At 71.0% G+C, this 17622-nt stretch carries 15 protein-coding genes; 10 read left to right on the top strand and 5 right to left on the bottom strand.

Annotation, left to right across the window (positions count from 1 at the left end; all coding sequences use genetic code 11):
• Positions 1 to 70 precede the first annotated feature (70 nt).
• From ADL25_RS21675 to iolC, 5 genes are read right to left on the bottom strand one after another with little or no spacing between them, the layout of a single operon-like run.
• Positions 71 to 1564: a CoA-acylating methylmalonate-semialdehyde dehydrogenase gene (locus ADL25_RS21675; RefSeq protein ID WP_059129413.1), complete on the bottom strand. Its 1494-nt coding sequence runs from the start codon at positions 1562 to 1564 to the stop codon at positions 71 to 73.
• Positions 1565 to 1591: 27 nt separating this feature from the next.
• The gene (gene iolD / locus ADL25_RS21670) at positions 1592 to 3475 is read right to left on the bottom strand and encodes a 3D-(3,5/4)-trihydroxycyclohexane-1,2-dione acylhydrolase (decyclizing) (RefSeq protein ID WP_059129412.1); all 1884 of its coding nucleotides are present in this window, start codon (positions 3473 to 3475) and stop codon (positions 1592 to 1594) included.
• Between the two features lie 37 nt (positions 3476 to 3512).
• The gene (iolB, locus tag ADL25_RS21665) at positions 3513 to 4394 is read right to left on the bottom strand and encodes a 5-deoxy-glucuronate isomerase (protein WP_059129411.1); all 882 of its coding nucleotides are present in this window, start codon (positions 4392 to 4394) and stop codon (positions 3513 to 3515) included.
• 22 nt (positions 4395 to 4416) lie between these two features.
• Positions 4417 to 5295, bottom strand: a complete 879-nt coding sequence (locus tag ADL25_RS21660; RefSeq protein WP_059129410.1) for a Cgl0159 family (beta/alpha)8-fold protein — start codon at positions 5293 to 5295, stop codon at positions 4417 to 4419.
• Between the two features lie 60 nt (positions 5296 to 5355).
• Entirely contained in the window at positions 5356 to 6312 is a 957-nt protein-coding gene (gene iolC, locus ADL25_RS21655; protein WP_059129409.1) for a 5-dehydro-2-deoxygluconokinase, read from the bottom strand.
• A 317-nt stretch (positions 6313 to 6629) separates the two neighbouring features.
• Between iolC and ADL25_RS21650 the strand changes: the two genes are divergently transcribed.
• From ADL25_RS21650 to ADL25_RS21605, 10 genes are all read left to right on the top strand, one after another.
• Positions 6630 to 7652, top strand: coding sequence for a sugar ABC transporter substrate-binding protein (locus ADL25_RS21650; protein WP_059129408.1), 1023 nt, complete (start codon positions 6630 to 6632; stop codon positions 7650 to 7652).
• Positions 7652 to 8728: an ABC transporter permease gene (locus tag ADL25_RS21645; RefSeq protein ID WP_059129407.1), complete on the top strand. Its 1077-nt coding sequence runs from the start codon at positions 7652 to 7654 to the stop codon at positions 8726 to 8728. The genes ADL25_RS21650 and ADL25_RS21645 overlap by 1 nt, the downstream gene beginning before the upstream one ends.
• A gap of 5 nt (positions 8729 to 8733) precedes the next feature.
• On the top strand, positions 8734 to 9636 hold the full coding sequence (locus tag ADL25_RS21640; RefSeq protein ID WP_059129406.1) for an ATP-binding cassette domain-containing protein: 903 nt from the start codon (positions 8734 to 8736) through the stop codon (positions 9634 to 9636).
• A gap of 1 nt (position 9637) precedes the next feature.
• On the top strand, positions 9638 to 10540 hold the full coding sequence (locus ADL25_RS21635) for a sugar phosphate isomerase/epimerase family protein (RefSeq protein ID WP_059129405.1): 903 nt from the start codon (positions 9638 to 9640) through the stop codon (positions 10538 to 10540).
• A gap of 27 nt (positions 10541 to 10567) precedes the next feature.
• Positions 10568 to 11587 (top strand): Gfo/Idh/MocA family protein, encoded by a 1020-nt coding sequence (locus ADL25_RS21630; protein WP_059129404.1) that lies wholly within the window; start codon positions 10568 to 10570, stop codon positions 11585 to 11587.
• A gap of 138 nt (positions 11588 to 11725) precedes the next feature.
• Entirely contained in the window at positions 11726 to 12559 is an 834-nt protein-coding gene (locus ADL25_RS21625) for a M55 family metallopeptidase (RefSeq protein ID WP_059129403.1), read from the top strand.
• Entirely contained in the window at positions 12552 to 13856 is a 1305-nt protein-coding gene (locus tag ADL25_RS21620) for a M20/M25/M40 family metallo-hydrolase (protein ID WP_059129402.1), read from the top strand. Before ADL25_RS21625 ends, ADL25_RS21620 begins: the two co-directional genes overlap by 8 nt.
• A 44-nt stretch (positions 13857 to 13900) precedes the next feature.
• The gene (locus tag ADL25_RS21615; RefSeq protein ID WP_059129646.1) at positions 13901 to 15898 is read left to right on the top strand and encodes a prolyl oligopeptidase family serine peptidase; all 1998 of its coding nucleotides are present in this window, start codon (positions 13901 to 13903) and stop codon (positions 15896 to 15898) included.
• Positions 15895 to 16818, top strand: a complete 924-nt coding sequence (locus ADL25_RS21610; RefSeq protein ID WP_059129401.1) for a S66 peptidase family protein — start codon at positions 15895 to 15897, stop codon at positions 16816 to 16818. Before ADL25_RS21615 ends, ADL25_RS21610 begins: the two co-directional genes overlap by 4 nt.
• A gap of 173 nt (positions 16819 to 16991) precedes the next feature.
• Positions 16992 to 17561 (top strand): GNAT family N-acetyltransferase, encoded by a 570-nt coding sequence (locus ADL25_RS21605; RefSeq protein ID WP_059129400.1) that lies wholly within the window; start codon positions 16992 to 16994, stop codon positions 17559 to 17561.
• Positions 17562 to 17622 lie beyond the last annotated feature (61 nt).

The raw sequence follows: 17622 nt of genomic DNA, 5'->3' as shown, positions 1-17622 counted from the left end.
CTGACAATAGATCCGGAGGTGGCCGGTGCGGGAGGGTGTACCGCCCTTCCCGCACCGGCCACCGCGTTTCTCAGGAGTTGCTCGGGAAGCCGAGGTTGATACCGCCGTCGGCCGGGTCGGGCCACCGTGTGGTGATCACCTTGCCCTGGGTGTAGAAGGCGATGCCGTCGTTGCCGTAGACGTGCAGATCGCCGAAGAGCGAGTTCTTCCAGCCGCCGAAGGAGTGGTAGCCGACGGGCACCGGGATCGGCACGTTCACGCCGACCATGCCCGCCTGGACCTCCAGCTGGAAGCGGCGCGCGGCGCCGCCGTCCCTGGTGAAGATCGCGGTGCCGTTGCCCCAGCGGGAGGCGTTGATCAGCTCGACGGCGTCGTCGTAGGTCTCGGCGCGCACCACGCACAGCACCGGGCCGAAGATCTCGTCCCGGTACGCGTCCGCCGTCACCGGCACCCTGTCCAGCAGCGAGACGCCGATGAAGAAGCCGTCCTCGTGACCCTGAACCGAGTAGCCCGTGCCGTCGACCACGACCTCGGCCCCCTGATCGGCCGCGCTCGCCACGTACGAGGCCACCTTGTCGCGGTGCTCACGCGTGATCAGAGGGCCCATCTCCGACGCCGGGTCGTCTCCGGGGCCGATGCGCAGGCTCTTCGCCCGCTCGGCGATCCTGCCGACCAGTTCGTCGCCGGTGTCCCCGACCGCCACCACGACCGAGACGGCCATGCAGCGCTCGCCGGCCGAACCGTAGGCCGCGTTGATGGCCTGGTCGGCCGCGAAGTCCAGGTCGGCGTCCGGCAGGACCAGCATGTGGTTCTTGGCACCGCCGAGGGCCTGCACGCGCTTGTCGTGCTCGACCGCCTTGAGCTGGATGTACTTGGCGATCGGGGTGGAGCCGACGAAGGAGACCGCGGCCACGTCCGGGTGCTCGAGGAGCCGGTCGACGGCCACCTTGTCGCCCTGCACGATGTTGAAGACGCCCTCCGGCAGGCCCGCCTCGGCCAGCAGCTCGGCGAGCCGGAAGGAGGCGGACGGGTCCTTCTCGCTGGGCTTCAGCACGAAGGTGTTGCCCGTCGCGATGGCCAGCGGGAACATCCACATCGGCACCATGGCGGGGAAGTTGAACGGCGTGATGCCCGCGACCACGCCGAGCGGCTGGCGGATCGAGGCGACGTCCACACGGGTGGAGACCTGGGTGGACAGCTCGCCCTTCAGCTTCTCGGAGATCCCGCAGGCCAGTTCCACGATCTCCAGGCCTCGCGCGACCTCGCCGAGAGCGTCCGAGTGCACCTTGCCGTGCTCGGCCGTGATCAGCTCGGCGATCTCGTCGCGGTGCGCGTCGAGCAGTTCGCGGAACTTGAACAGGATCGCCGTGCGCTTGGCGAGCGAGGACTGTCCCCAGCTCTCGAAGGCGGCCCGCGCGGCGGCGACGGCGGCGTCGACCTCGTCCACGGTGGCGAAGGCGATCTGCTTCTCCTGGGCGCCGGTGGCCGGGTTGTAGACGGGACCGAAGCGGTCCGAGGTGGCCTCGACGGGCTTGCCGCCGATCCAGTGGCTGATGGTCTTCATGGTGCGGGGGCCTTTCGTGAGCGGGGGTCAGAGGTGGTGCCGGCGGTCGGCGGTGTGCCGGTCGTACCGCTCGCGGGCGGCCAGGGCGGCCGGGCGGGAGGCGACCTCGGCGACGGGCACGTCCCACCAGGCCTCGGCACCGGGGGCGGTGGGCGCCGGGTCGGTCTCGACGTAGACACAGGTGGGCCGGTCGGATGCGCGCGCCGTGGCCAGCGCGTCACGCAGCTCCCGCACGGTCTTGGCGCGCAGCACGTCCATGCCGAGGCTTCCGGCGTTGGCGGCGAGGTCCACCCGCAGCGGGGTCCCGGTGAAGGTCCCGTCGGCGGCGCGGTGGCGATAGGCGGTTCCGAAGCGTTCGCCGCCTGTCTCCTCGGACAGGCCCCCGATGGAGGCGTAGCCGTGGTTCTGGATGAGGACCAGATTGACCGGCAGGCCCTCCTGGACGGCGGTGACGATCTCGGTGGGCATCATCAGATAGGTGCCGTCGCCGACCAGCGACCACACCGGCGTACCCGGCGCGGCCTGCTGGACACCGATCCCGGCCGGGATCTCGTAACCCATGCAGGAGTAGCCGTACTCGAGGTGGTACTGGCGGGGCGAGCGGGCCCGCCACAGCTTGTGCAGGTCGCCGGGGAGCGAGCCGGCCGCGTTGATCACCACGTCGTCGTCGCCCACGACCGAGTCCAGGGCGCCGAGGACCTGGGTCTGGGTCGGTACGGCGTTGTCGTCGTCCGCGCGGAAGGCGGCCTGAACGACCTCCTCCCAGCGCTCCTTGCCCGCACGGTACTCGGCCACGTACGCGTCGCTCACGTGATGGCCGGCAAGGCCCTCGGACAGTGCCTCCAGACCCGACCGCGCGTCGGCCACCAGGGTGCGGCCGGCGAGCTTGTGGGCGTCGAAGGCGGTGATGTTGAGGTTGACGAACCGGACGCCGGGGTTCTGGAACAGCGTGCGGGACGCGGTGGTGAAGTCGCTGTAGCGGGTGCCGACCCCGATGACCAGGTCGGCGGTGCGCGCGAGGTCGTCGCAGACGGCGGTGCCGGTGTGCCCGATGCCGCCGAGGTCGGCGGGGTGGTCGTGGCGCAGCGAACCCTTGCCCGCCTGGGTGGAGGCGACCGGGATGCCGGTGGCGTCCACCAGCGACTTCAGCGCCTCCTCGGCCTCGCTGTGGTGGACGCCGCCGCCTGCCACGATCAACGGCCGTTCGGCCGCGCGGATCGCGCGGACGGCCTCCGTCAGCTCCGTGCGGTCCGGTGCGGGACGGCGCACGTGCCAGACGCGCTCGGCGAAGAACTCCTCCGGCCAGTCGTACGCCTCCGCCTGCACGTCCTGCGGCAGGGCGAGGGTGACCGCGCCGGTCTCGGCCGGGTCGGTCAGCACCCGCATGGCGTTCAGCGCGGACGGGATCAGCATCTCGGGGCGCGTGATCCGGTCGAAGCAGCGGGAGACGGGGCGGAGCGTGTCGTTGACGGACACGTCTGCCTCGACGGGGTGTTCCAGTTGCTGGAGCAGCGGGTCGGCCGGGCGCGCGGCGAAGTAGTCGCCGGGCAGCAGCAGGACCGGGAGACGGTTGATGGTGGCGAGCGCGGCTCCGGTGACCAGGTTGGTGGCGCCGGGGCCGATGGAGGTGGTGACGGCCTGCGTGGAGAGCCGGCCCCGCTGGCGGGCGTAGCCGACGGCGGCGTGCACCATCGCCTGTTCGTTGCGGCCCTGGTGGAAGGGCATGGCCTCCTCGCCGGCCTCGAGCAGCGCCTGGCCGATCCCGGCGACGTTCCCGTGGCCGAAGATGCCCCAGGTGCCGGCGATCAGCCGGTGCCGTACGCCGTCGCGCTCGCTGTACTGCGCGGACAGGAACTGCACCAGTGCCTGGGCGACGGTCAGGCGGCGCACTGACTGGTTCGGGTGGCTCATCGGGACCTCATTCGGACGGCTTCGTACGCGAAGGACTTCACTGGGCGGGGGCGGCGTAGAGCGGGAGGCGGGGGTCGACGGGATGCTCGGGCCAGGTGTCGCGGATCCATGCGTGGTCGGGGTGGTCGCAGATCAGCCAGGCGCGGTCGGGGTCGGGTCCGGCCATGACGTTCAGGTAGTACATGTCGTGGCCGGGCACGGCCATCGACGGGCCGTGCCAGCCGTCCGGGATGAGGACGACGTCACCGTCGCGCACCTCCGCCAGCACGTCCGTCCCCCCGGCGTGACCGGAGGGGGAGACCCGCTGGTAGCCGAGCCCGGGCGTGCCGTCGTGGGCGGCGAACTCGAAGTAGTAGATCTCCTCCAGCTCGGACTCCTCCCCGGGCCTGCGCTCGTCGTGCTTGTGCGGCGGGAAGGAGGACCAGTTGCCGCCCGGTGTGATCACCTCGACGGCGATCAGCCTGTCGCACTCGAACACCCCGGCGGCACCGAAGTTGTTGACCTGGCGCGAGCAGTTGCCGGTGCCGCGCAGTTCGACCGGGACGGAGGAGGCGGGTCCGTAGCGCGCGGGCAGCCGGCGCTCGCAGCGGGCGCCGGCGAGCGCGAACCGGCCGCCCTCGCGGGTCGTGATCGCCGCCTGCGCGTCGCGCGGCACATAGGCGAAGTCGCTGACGCCGCTGAACACGCTCGCGCGGCCGTGCAGCCGGAAGGTGTCGTCACCGACGGCCACGGTGCAGGAGCCCGACAGGGGGAGCACGATCCACTCGCTGTCGCCGGTGTCGAAGGAGCGCCGGCCCTCCGGCGGCAGTTCGAGCACCCGCAGGCTGGAGTAGCCCCATCCGGCGGATTCGGGGGAGACGTCGACGGTGTGGTCGCCGGTGGCGGCCCTGCCCGCGGGAAGGTGGTGCGTGGTGGTCATGATGCCCTTCGTCGTTGCGGTGTCACAGCAGGCCGACCGCGGTGTCGACCGCGGTCTCCACACTGCCCTCGGCGGGATACAGCAGGGACCGGCCGACGACCATGCCCTGCACGGTGGGCAGGCGCAGCGCCTTGCGCCACTTCTCGTACGCGCCCTCCTGGTCCTTGCCGACCTCGCCGCCGAGCAGCACGGCGGGCAGGGTGGACGTCTCCAGAGCCTCGGCGGCCTCGTCGGGGTCGTCGGTGACCGGCAGCTTGAGCCAGGTGTAGGCGGAGGTGCCGCCGAGCCCCGAGGCGATGGCTATGGAGCGGGCCACGGCCTCGGCGCTCAGGTCGTTGCGCACCCTGCCGTCGATCCTGCGGGACCGGAACGGCTCGACGAAGAGCGGCAGCCTCCGCGCGGCCATGTCGTCGACGGCGCGGGCGGCGGACTCCAGGGTGCGCAGGGAGCCGGGGTCCTCGTAGTCGATGCGCAGCAGCAGTTTTCCGGCGTCGAAGCGCAGCCGCTCGATGTCCTCGGGGCGGTGGCCGGTGAAGCGGTCGTCCATCTCGAATGCGGCGCCCGCGAGTCCGCCGCGGTTCATGGAACCCATGACGACCTTGTCGTCCAGAACGCCGAGGAGCAGGAGGTCCTCCAGGATGTCGGCGGTGGCCAGCACCCCGTCCACGCCGGGCCGGGCCAGTGCGACGCACAGGCGTTCCAGCAGATCGGCCCGGTTGGCCATGGCCAGCCGGTGGTCGCCGACGCCGAGAGCCCCGCGGGCCGGATGGTCGGCGGCCACGATCATGATCCGGCCGCTGTCGCCGATCAGCGGTCGGCGCAGCCGGCGTGCCGCGGCCTCGGCGATGGCCTCCGGGTGACGGGCGCGCACCGTGGCGAGGTCGGGGATGCTGATGGTCAAGACAGGCTCCGTTCAGGGGTGGCGGCGGTCGGCCGCGTGCGAGAGGCCTCGGCGGGACGGTCAGTCGCGTGCGAGGAGGCCGGCGACCTCCGGTTCGGTCGGCATCGCGGAGGAGCAGGCGAGACGGGAGGCGACCAGCGCCCCGGCCGCGTTGGCATGGCGCATGGTCTTCTCCAACGGCCAGCCGGAGAGCAGTCCGTGGCAGAGCGAGCCGCCGAACGCGTCACCGGCGCCGAGTCCGTTGACCACCTCGACGGGTACGGGCGGCACCTCGGCCGTCGTGCCGTCGCGGTGCACGGCGAGCACCCCCTTGGGTCCCTGCTTGACGACCGCCAGTTCCACGCCGGCGTCCAGCAGCGCCCGGGCACAGGCCTGCGGTTCGCGTACGCCGGTCGCGATCTCGCACTCGTCGAGGTTGCCGACGGCCACGGTGGCGTGGCGCAGCGCCTGCGCGTAGTAGGGCCGCGCCGAGGCGGGGTCGCTCCAGAACATGGGGCGCCAGTCGAGGTCGAAGACCGTGATGCCGGCCTTGTCCCGGGCCGCGAGGGCGGCGAGCGTGGCCGAACGGCTCGGCTCCTCGCTCAGACCGGTGCCGGTCATCCAGAAGATGCGGGTCGAACGGATGGCGTCGAAGTCCAGTTCGTCGGCGTGGATCTCGAGGTCGGGTGCCTTGGGCCGGCGGTAGAAGTACAGGGGGAAGTCGTCCGGCGGGAAGATCTCGCAGAACGTGATCGGGGTCGGATGGGCCGCCACGGGTGTGACGAACCGGTCGTCCACGCCGAACTCCCCCAGCTGCTGGTGCAGATAGGTCCCGAAGGGGTCGTCGCCGGTCCGGGTGATCACCGCCGTGCTACGGCCGAGCCGCGCCGCCGCCACCGCCACGTTGGCCGCGGAGCCGCCGAGGAACTTTCCGAAGGATTCGACCTGGGGGAGCGGCACACCGGTCTGCAGCGGGTAGAGATCCACACCTATGCGTCCCATGGTGATGAGATCGAAATGTTCGGCAGGCTCAGGCATGAGCGTCGCTCCTCGTACGGGGATGCGGGGTCGGATGTCCGCAAGGGGGACATCGGGGCCCGGATGCCTCACAGGTGTAGGCCGCACGGGTTGTCCCTGTCAAGACTTTGTTCTTACATTCGGACCTGCTTCTGAAATGATGTCTTAACAAAGTATTGACAGGCGGGTGTCGCAGGGGTTTGTATCCCGTCCCAGCGAATCCGCCGGTTCACCCGGTACCTACCCGGACATCCCGTCCGGACCCGGGCGGGACATCCCGTCCGGCGTCGTCCCTCCCGTCCCCTTTCCCCCCGGTCGCACAGTGAGGTGCAGGAAAGATGGATCGCACGTTTCACCCCCGCCGTTCCCTCAGGGTCGCCCCGCTCGTTGCGATAGCGGCGGCGTCGGCGCTGCTCGTCGCCGGCTGCTCCAGCAGCTCGGGTGGAAAAAAGGCGGAGGAAAGCAGCTCCGGCGCCGCCGCGGGCAAGGCGGACACACCCCGTATGACGGTCGCGCTGGTCACCCACCAGGCGCCGGGCGACACCTTCTGGGACATCGTCCGCAAGGGCGCCGAGGCGGCCGCGGCCAAGGACAACATCAAGCTCGTCTACTCCGCCGACCCGAACGCCGGCACCCAGGCCAACCTGGTCCAGAACGCGGTCGACCAGAAGGTCGACGGCATCGCGATCACCCTCGCCAAGCCGGACGCGATGAAGGACGTCGTGAGCAAGGCCAAGTCCGCGGGCATCCCGGTGGTGGGCCTCAACTCGGGTGTGAGCGACTGGCAGAAGCTCGGCCTGATGGAGTTCTTCGGGCAGGACGAGAGCGTGGCGGGCGAGGCGCTCGGCAAGAAGCTGAACGAGGTCGGCGCGAAAAGCACCGTCTGCGTGATCCAGGAGCAGGGCAACATCGGGCTCTCCCAGCGCTGCGACGGTGTGAAGAAGACGTTCAGCGGCAAGACCCAGATCCTCTACGTCAACGGCACCGACATGCCGTCGGTGAAGTCGACGATCACCGCAAAGCTCAAGCAGGACAGCTCGGTCGACTACGTCGTCACGCTCGGTGCGCCGTTCGCGCTGACGGCGGTGCAGTCGCTGGCCGACGCGGGCAGCAAGGCGAAGGTCGCCACGTTCGACCTCAACAAGGACCTGACCAGCGCCATCAAGAAGGGTGACATCCAGTTCGCCGTCGACCAGCAGCCCTACCTCCAGGGTTACCTCGCGGTCGACTCCCTGTGGCTGTACAAGAACAACGGCAACTACAGCGGCGGCGGTGAGCAGCCGGTGCTGACCGGCCCGGCCTTCGTCGACAAGTCGAACGTCGACACCATCGCCACCTTCGCCGCGAAGGGCACCAGGTGATGACCATGTCCCAGCAGGCTGCGCCGGCGGTGACCTCACCGCCGGCCTCCGGCCCCAAGGAGCGTGACGGCCGGACCGCGCAGCGCTCCCTCGTGTTGCGGCTGCTGGCCCGGCCCGAGGTCGGCGTCTTCCTCGGCGCCGTCGCGGTGTTCGTCTTCTTCTTCGCCATGGCACCCACGTTCCGCTCGGGCAGCGCCATGGCCACCGTCCTCTACCAGTCGTCCACCATCGGGATCATGGCGCTGCCCGTGGCCCTGCTGATGATCGGCGGCGAGTTCGACCTGTCGGCCGGTGTCGCGGTGATCACCTCCGCGCTGACCGCCAGCATGGTGAGCTTCCAACTCACCATGAACGTCTGGGTGGGCGTGATCGTCGCGCTCGTCGTCTCGCTCGCCGTCGGAGCGTTCAACGGGTGGATGATGGTGCGCACCGGGCTGCCCAGCTTCCTGGTCACCCTCGGCACCTTCCTGGGTCTGCAGGGCATCAACCTCGCGGTCACCAAGCTGATCACGGGCAATGTGGCGACCGACGACATCAGCGACATGGACGGCTTCGGCCAGGCCAAGGCGGTCTTCTCGTCGTCGTTCACCGTCGGTGGCGTCCAGTTCAAGGTCACCGTCCTGTGGTGGCTGTTCTTCGCGGCGCTGGCGACCTGGGTGCTGCTGCGCACCAAGTACGGCAACTGGATCTTCGCGGTGGGCGGCAACAAGGACAGTGCGCGGGCCGTCGGCGTGCCCGTGAAGTTCACCAAGATCTCGCTGTTCATGCTGGTCGGCTTCGGCGCCTGGTTCGTGGGCATGCACCAGCTGTTCTCCTTCAACACCGTGCAGTCGGGTGAGGGCGTCGGCCAGGAGCTGATCTACATCGCCGCCGCAGTGATCGGCGGCTGTCTGCTGACCGGTGGTTACGGCTCCGCGATCGGCCCGGTGTTCGGCGCCTTCATGTTCGGCATGGTGAGCCAGGGCATCGTCTACGCCGGCTGGAATCCCGACTGGTTCAAGGCCTTCCTCGGCGTGATGCTCCTCGGCGCCACGCTCATCAATCTGTGGGTCCAGAAGTCTGCGACCCGGAGGTGACCCCCATGACGACCGCCGACACCGGCAAGAACAACGACCAGGCCGCCGCGGCCGACCGGACTCCCGTCGTCGAACTGCGCGGCACGGGCAAGTCGTACGGCAACATCCGCGCCCTGCACGGAGTCGACCTCGCCGTCCACCCCGGCAAGGTCACCTGCGTCCTCGGCGACAACGGCGCCGGCAAGTCCACCCTGATCAAGATCATTTCCGGTCTGCACCAGCACACCGAGGGCGAGTTCCTGGTCGACGGAGAGGCGGTGCGCTTCAGCACCCCGCGCGAAGCCCTGGACCGGGGCATCGCCACGGTCTACCAGGACCTGGCCACCGTGCCGCTCATGCCGGTCTGGCGGAACTTCTTCCTCGGCTCCGAGATGACGAAGGGCCCCTGGCCGGTCCGCCGTCTCGACATCGCCCGGATGAAAAAGACCGCGGACGAAGAGCTGCGGAACATGGGCATCGTGCTGGACGACCTCGAACAGCCCATCGGGACGCTGTCCGGCGGCCAGCGCCAGTGCGTCGCCATCGCGCGCGCCGTCTACTTCGGCGCTCGTGTCCTGATCCTCGACGAGCCCACGGCCGCGCTCGGGGTCAAGCAGTCCGGTGTCGTCCTGAAGTACATCGCCGCCGCCCGCGACCGCGGCCTCGGCGTCATCTTCATCACCCACAACCCCCACCACGCCTACATGGTCGGCGACCACTTCAACGTACTGCGCCTCGGCACCCTGGAACTCAGCGCCGACCGCAGCGAGGTCAGCCTCGAGGAGCTGACCAACCACATGGCAGGCGGCGCCGAACTCGCCGCCCTCAAGCACGAGTTGGCGCAGGTCCGCGGCGTCGACGTCGAGGAGCTCCCCGAAGCGAAGGACCTCCAGGCACCCATGGCGGCATCCTCCGAAGGGAATTCCTGACATGACGCAAGCCCTGGACCGCATCCGGGTCGGCTCGGCACCCGACTCCTGGGGCGTCTGGTTCCCCGACGACCCGCAGCAGGTGCCGTGGGAACGCTTCCTGGACGAGGTCGCCGACGCCGGCTACTCCTGGATCGAGCTCGGCCCGTACGGCTACCTGCCGACCGACCCGGCACGTCTGACGGACGAGGTGGCCAAGCGGGACCTGAAGGTGTCGGCCGGCACGGTCTTCACCTCCCTGCACCGCGGACCGTCCGTGTGGGAGTCCACCTGGGAGCACGTCGGCCAGGTCGCCGCGCTCACCCAGGCGATGGGCGCGAAGCACCTCGTGGTCATCCCCTCCTTCTGGCGGGACGACAAGACCGCCGAGATCATCGAGCCGTCGGAGCTCACCACCGAGCAGTGGGCACACCTCACCAAGGGCATGGAACGGCTCGGTCACGAGGTCAAGGAGACCTTCGGCCTGGACATCGTCGTGCACCCGCACGCCGACACCCACATCGACACCGAGGCCCACGTCGAGCGCTTCCTCGACTCGACCGACTCCGACCTCGTCAACCTCTGCCTGGACACCGGGCACTACGCCTACTGCGGCGGCGACAGCGTCAAGCTCATCGAGACCTACGGCGAGCGCATCGGCTATCTGCACCTCAAGCAGGTGGACCCGGAGATCCTCGCCGACGTCGTCTCGAACGGGGTGCCCTTCGGCCCCGCCGTCCAGCGCGGAGTGATGTGCGAGCCCCCCGCGGGCGTTCCGGCGCTCGAGCCCGTCCTCGCCGCCGCACAGGGACTCGGCGTCGACCTCTTCGCCATCGTCGAGCAGGACATGTACCCCTGCGCGCCGGACAAGCCGCTGCCCATCGCCGTACGCACCCGCGCGTTCCTCCGCTCCTGCGGCGCCTGATCACCCCCGAAGGGACGAACGACCACCATGACCCAGCGTGGAACGCTCGGAGTCGCCGTCATCGGTACCGGGCGGATGGGCGCCGACCATGTGCGCCGCATCAGCGAGGTGATCAGCGGGGCCCGGGTGGCCGCCGTCGTGGACGTGGACGCGGAACGCGCCAAGAACGTCGCGTCAGGCGTCGAGGGCTGCACGGCCTACACCGAACCGGACGCGGCGATGGCCGCCGCCGACGTCGACGCGGTACTGATCGCCTCTCCCGGCCCCGCGCACGAGTCGGCGCTGCTCGCCGCCTTCGAACGCGACCTGCCCCTCCTGTGCGAGAAGCCGCTCACCCCCGACGCGGCCTCCGCGCTCAGAGTCCTCGAGGCCGAGCAGCGGCTTGGCCACCGCCGGGTCCAGGTGGGCTTCATGCGGCGCTACGACGCCGAGTACGTGAAGCTCAAGGCGCTGCTGGACAGCGGACAGCTGGGCCGCCCGCTCATGCTGCACAACCGGCACCGCAACGCGTCGAGCCCGCCCGGCTTCACCGACGCGATGCTCATCAACGACTCGGTCGTGCACGAGATGGACGTCACGCGCTGGCTGCTCGGGCAGGAGATCACGGCGGTGACGGTGCTGCGCCCGACACCCTCGGACGTCGCGCCGGAGGGCCTCGCCGACCCGCAGTTCGTCGTCCTGGAGACCGACGGCGGCGCCCTCGTCGACGTCGAGATCTTCGTCAACTGCGGCTTCGGCTACCAGGTGCAGGCCGAGGCGGTCTGCGAGCGCGGCACCGCCCGGATCGGGGACGGGCACGCCATGGTCACCAACGCGGCGGGGCGCTGGGGCGGGACCATCGCCCAGGACTTCGTGGAGCGCTTCGAGGAGGCGTACGACCGCGAGGTGCAGGCCTGGGTCGACGCCACCCGGCGCGGTGAGGTGACCGGGCCGAGCATCTGGGACGGTTACGCCGCGGCGGCGGTCTGCGAGGCGGGGGTGCGCGCCCAGACGGAGGGGCGCCGCACGGAGGTCGAACTGATAGAGCGCCCCGCGCTGTACCGCTGAGACGTGCGTCGCGCGCGGCCGGTCGCGGACCGGCCGCGCACGACGTCCCCCGAGGCATCGGGGCAGACGGGCGGCGGTGGCGGGACACTTTTCCACAGGGCTGGGCGCGCATCGTCACGAGCGCGTAAGTTGCCTGGCATGAAGATCCTCATCAGCGCCGACATGGAGGGCGCCACCGGTGTGACCTGGCCGGCCGACGTGCTGCCCGGGACGCCGCAGTGGGAGCGATGCCGGTCGATGTTCACCTCGGACGTGAACGCCGCCGTGCTCGGCTTCCTCGACGGCGGCGCCGACGAGGTGCTGATCAACGAGGCCCACTGGAGCATGCGCAATCTGCTCCTCGAGCGGCTGGACGAGCGGGCGCAGATGCTCACCGGTCGGCACAAGTCCCTGTCCATGGTGGAGGGCGTGCAGCACGGGGACGTGGACGGCGTCGCGTTCATCGGCTACCACGCGGGCGCCGGCACGGAGGGTGTACTGGCGCACACCTACCTCGCGAACTCGATCACCGGGGTCTGGCTGAACGGCGTCCGCGCCAGCGAGGGCCTGCTGAACGCGCACGTGGTCGCCGAGTACGGCGTGCCCGTCGTCCTCGTCACCGGCGACGACGTCGCCTGCGAGGACGCACTCGGATACGCGCCGGAGGCGCTCAAGGTCGCCGTGAAGGACCATGTCTCGCGGTACGCGGCCGTGTGCCGCACCCCGGCCAGGACCGCCGCCGACATCCGCGCGGCCGCCAAGGAGGCGTCCGTGCTGGCCGTGCGTCACGATCCGGTGAGAGGCGGGCCGTTCACCGTGACGCTGGAGTTCGACGCGGAGCATCTGGCCATGGCCGCCACCGTCGTGCCGGGCGTGGACCGCGTCGGCGAGCGGAAGGTGGCGTACACGAGCGAGACCATGTACGAGGGGATCCGGACCTTCAAGGCGGTCACCACGATCGTCTCGGCCGCGGTGGAGGAGCAGTATGGCTGACGAGCAGGCACTCGAGGAGGTCGTGCGCTTCACGTCCGACCTCATCCGCGTCGACACCACGAACCGCGGTGGCGGTGACTGCCGGGAGCGGCCCGCCGCCGAGTACGCGGCGGCGTTGCTGGCCGAGGCGGGCCTGGAACCCACTTTGCTGGAGCGCACCGAGGGCCGGACGAACGTCGTCGCCCGTATCGAGGGCACCGATCCCTTGGCAGACGCCCTGCTCGTGCACGGCCATCTCGACGTGGTGCCGGCGGAGGCCGCCGACTGGAGCGTGCACCCGTTCTCCGGCGAGGTCCGCGACGGCGTCGTCTGGGGCCGGGGCGCGGTCGACATGAAGAACATGGACGCGATGATCCTGGCGGTCGTGCGCTCCTGGGCGCGTTCGGGCGTACGCCCGCGCCGCGACCTCGTCATCGCCTTCACCGCCGACGAGGAGGCGAGCGCGCAGGACGGCTCCGGCTTCCTCGCGGACCGGCACGCCGACCTCTTCGAAGGATGCACCGAGGGCATCAGCGAGTCGGGCGCGTTCACCTTCCACGACGGCGGTGGGCGGCAGATCTATCCGATCGCCGCTGGTGAGCGGGGCACCGGCTGGCTCAAGCTCACCGCCCGCGGCCGCGCGGGCCATGGCTCCAAGATCAACCGTGACAACGCGGTCACCCGGCTCTCCGCGGCCGTCGCGCGCATCGGCGCGCACGAGTGGCCCCTCAGACTGACACCGACGGCACGCGCGGCGCTCGTCGAACTCGCCGCCCTGTACGGCCTCGACGCCGACCTGGACGATGTGGACGGCCTGCTGGACAAGCTCGGGCCGGCCGCCGCTCTGGTGGCGCCGACCGTCCGCAACAGCGCCAACCCGACCATGCTCGACGCCGGATACAAGGTCAATGTGATCCCGGGAGAGGCCGTTGCCCATGTCGACGGACGCTATCTCCCGGGCGGCGAGGACGAGTTCCGCACGACCCTCGACGAGCTCACCGGCCCTGACGTGGACTGGGAGTTCCACCATCGCGAGGTGGCACTCCAGGCACCGGTGGACTCACCGACGTACGCCCGGATGCGCGCCGCGGTGGAGGAGTTCGCGCCCGAGGGGCACGTGGTGCCGTACTGCATGTCCGGCGGCACGGACGCCAAGCAGTTCTCGCGCCTCGGCATCACCGGCTACGGGTTCGCGCCGCTGAAGCTCCCCGAGGGCTTCGACTACCAGGCGTTGTTCCACGGAGTCGACGAGCGCGTGCCGGTCGAGGCGCTGCGGTTCGGCGTCCGGGTCCTGGACCGCTTTCTGCGCACGGCATGAGGGACGTGGGGGAGAAGACGATGAGCGAACCGGGGGAGACGACGATGCGGACACTGCCGTACGGGGCCTGGCCCTCGGCCATCGACGCGGCGCTCGCCGCCGCGCACGACGGACAGCCCGAGTCGGTGGACTTCGTGGGCGAGGAGGCGTGGTGGACCGAGCCGCGCCCGGCCGAGGGCGGACGCCGCACACTCGTGCGCCGCACGGCGGACGGCACGCAGGAGTCGGTGCTCCCCCCTCCGTGGAACGTGCGCAGCCGGGTCATGGAGTACGGCGGCCGGCCCTGGGCCGGGGCATCGGGTCCAGGCGGGCCACTGGTGGTGTTCGTGAACTTCGCGGACCAGCGGCTGTACGCGTACGAGCCCACGGCGGGCGGCGCCGAGCCGCGCCCGCTCAGCCCCCTGTCACCGGTGGGCGGCGGACTGCGGTGGGTCGACCCGCGGCTGCATCCGGAACGCGGTGAAGTCTGGTGCGTCCTCGAGGAGTTCACCGGCGACGGGCCGACGGATGTACGGCGGGTGGCCGTCGCGGTGCCGCTGGACGGTTCGGCGGCGCAGGACCGGGACGCCGTGCGTGAACTCACCGACGCGCACCACCGTTTCGTCACCGGACCCCGGCTCTCGCCGGACGGCCGGCGCGCGGCCTGGCTCGCCTGGGACCATCCGCGCATGCCGTGGGACGGCACCGAGCTGATCGTCGCCGAGGTGGCCGAGGACGGGACCCTGGGCAAGCCGCACACCGTCGCCGGAGGCCCCGAGGAGTCGATCGCCCAGGCCGAGTGGGCGCCCGACGGCTCCCTGCTGTACGCCAGTGACCGCACCGGCTGGTGGAATCTGTACCGCGACGGCGAGCCCCTGTGCCCCCGCGAGGAGGAGTTCGCAGGGCCGTTGTGGAAGGTCGGGCAACGCTGGTTCGCCCCGCTGGAGAACGGGCTGATCGCCGTCGTGCACGGCCGCGGCGCCGGCCGGCTGGGCATCCTCGACCCGGAGAGCGGCGAAGTGGTCGACGCGGCCGGGCCGTGGACCGAGTTCGCCGCCACGCTCGCCGTGCACGGCAGCCGCGTCGTCGCCGTCGGTGCCAGTCCGCGCAGCTTCCCCGAGGTCGTCGAGCTGGACCTGCCGGCGCAGGACCGTACGGACGCGCGTCCGGGTGCCCCCACCGGTCCTCCCCGTGTCATCGGCGCGGCCCACCGGGACCCGGTGGATCCCGCCCACTACCCGGAACCGCAGATCCGCACCTTCACCGGCCCGGGCGGCCGCGAGATCCACGCACACATCTATCCGCCCCACCACCCCGGCCACATCGCGCCCGCCGACGAGCTGCCGCCGTACGTGGTGTGGGCACACGGCGGTCCGACCGGTCGTGCGTCGCTCGTCCTCGATCTGGAGATCGCCTACTTCACCTCGCGCGGCATCGGCGTCGCCGAGGTCAACTACGGCGGCTCCACCGGATACGGCCGGGAGTACCGCAACCGCCTGCGCGAACAGTGGGGCGTCGTCGACGTCGAGGACTGCGCCGCCGTCGCGCTCGCCCTCGCCGACGAGGGCACAGCGGACCGTGACCGGCTCGCCGTGCGCGGTGGCAGCGCGGGCGGCTGGACCACGGCCGTCTCCCTGACGACGACGGACGTCTACGCCTGCGGCACGATCATCTACCCGGTCCTCGACCTGGTGAACTGGGGCAGCGGGGGGACCCACGACTTCGAGTCGCGGTATCTGGACTCGCTCGTCGGACCGTACGCGCAGGTACCCGCCCGCTACGCCGAACGGTCGCCGCTCGAGCACGCCGACCGGATCACCGCGCCCTTCCTGCTGCTTCAGGGACTGGACGACGCCATCTGCCCGCCCGTGCAGTGCGAGCGGTTCCTGGACCGGCTCGCGGGGCGGTCGGTCCCGCACGCCTACATCGCCTTCGAGGGCGAGGGGCACGGCTTCCGGCGGGCCGAGACCATGGTGCGCGCCCTGGAGGCCGAGCTGTCGCTGTACGCACAGGTCTTCGGGCTGAACCCACCCGGCATTCCCCTTCTGGAGCTCACCACGTGACCCCTCTCGTACGACCGCCCAGACTCGGCCCCGGTGCCCGCGTGGCCGTCGTCGCACCGAGCGGGCCCGTGCGCGAGGAGCGGCTCGCCGCCGGGCTGGACATCCTGCGCGCCTGGGAACTGGACCCCGTCGTGGCACCGCACGTGCTCGACCGGCACCCCGACTTCCCCTATCTCGCGGGCACGGACGCCGACCGGGCCGCCGACTTCCAGGCCGCATGGTGCGATCCGGACGTGTCCGCGGTGCTGTGCGCCCGCGGCGGGTACGGGGCGCAGCGGATGGTCGAGCTGCTCGACTGGGACGCGCTGCGCGCCGCCGGCCCCAAGGTGCTGGTCGGCTTCAGCGACATCACCGCACTGCACGAGGCGTGCGCGTCCCGGCTCGGCCTGGTGACCCTGCACGGGCCGATGGCGTCCGCCGTGGACTTCATCAAGAACACACGGGCGCAGGACCACCTGCGTGCGACGCTGTTCGAGCCGGAGAGCGTGCGGACCATCGCGTCGCCGGGCTCCGCGCTTGTGCCCGGCCGCGCCCGCGGCGTCACCCTGGGCGGCTGTCTGAGCATGCTCGCCTCGGAACTGGGGACCCCCGGCGCCCGGTCCGGGGCCCGGGGCGGGCTGCTGCTGATCGAGGACGTGGGCGAGGAGGCGTACCGCATCGACCGGATCCTCACCCAGCTGCTGCGCTCCGGCTGGCTGGACGGGGTCGCCGGGATCGCACTCGGGTCGTGGGAGCGCTGCGGGCCGTACGAACTGCTGCGCACGGTACTGCTCGACCGGCTCGGCGGACTCGGGGTGCCGGTCGTGGAGGACTTCGGGTTCGGTCATGGTGAGGGCGCGCTGACGATTCCGTTCGGCGTCGGCGCCGAGCTGGACGCGGAGGCGGGCACGCTGACCCTGGACGTGCCGGCCCTGGCATAGCGGGGGCGCGACCGCAGCGCGCGCTCCGGGAACGGTCACCCGTCCGGACCCATCGGCCGGGCGCCGCCGTCCGCCCCGCTCGTCCGGCACCGAAGGCCTTCGCCGGCGCCGGTCCGGCCCTGCCGTGTACCGGAGCCCGCCGCGGCCGACCCCGCTTCGCATAGGGTGTCAAGGTGCCTGACACCCCTGGATATCTCGCCGAAGGCCCCCGCGTGGGCATACGTCACTTCGCCCAGGAGGACGCCGCCGAGTTCACCGCCCGAGCCAGGGAGAGCAAGGACCACCACCATCCGTGGCTGTTCCTGCCGACCAGCGCCCAGGCGTACGCCGCCTACGCGGGGCGGCTGATCGAGGACCCGACAAGAGCGGGGTTCCTGGTCTGTGAGAAGGACAACGGGAGCATCGCCGGGTTCATCAACATCAACAACATCGTCGAAGGCGGCTTCCTGAGCGGGGCCCTCGGGTACGGCGTCTTCGCGCACGCCGCAGGACGCGGGCTGATGACGGAGGCCCTGGACCTCGTGGTGGGCCACGCCTTCGGACCCATGGGGCTGCACCGACTCGAGATCAACGTCCAGCCCGGCAACGCCGCCTCGATCGCCCTGGCCCGGCGCAGCGGGTTCCGTCTCGAGGGCTTCTCACCCGACATGCTCTACATCGACGGGGCGTGGCGCGACCACGAACGCTGGGCGATCACGGCCGAGATGGTCGCTTCCCGCCGTTCGGCGCGCGACGCCGGATGAGCCCCCTGCGCCTGGCGGGCGCCGTTGTGTCCGCCTTTGCGGAATCCTGACCGGCAGGGCC

It is taken from the genome of Streptomyces sp. NRRL F-5122, assembly GCF_001507435.1.
GTDB lineage: Bacteria > Actinomycetota > Actinomycetes > Streptomycetales > Streptomycetaceae > Streptomyces > Streptomyces lannensis.
Note: the sequence above shows the minus strand (reverse complement) of the source record. Positions and strands in the feature narration are given on the sequence as shown.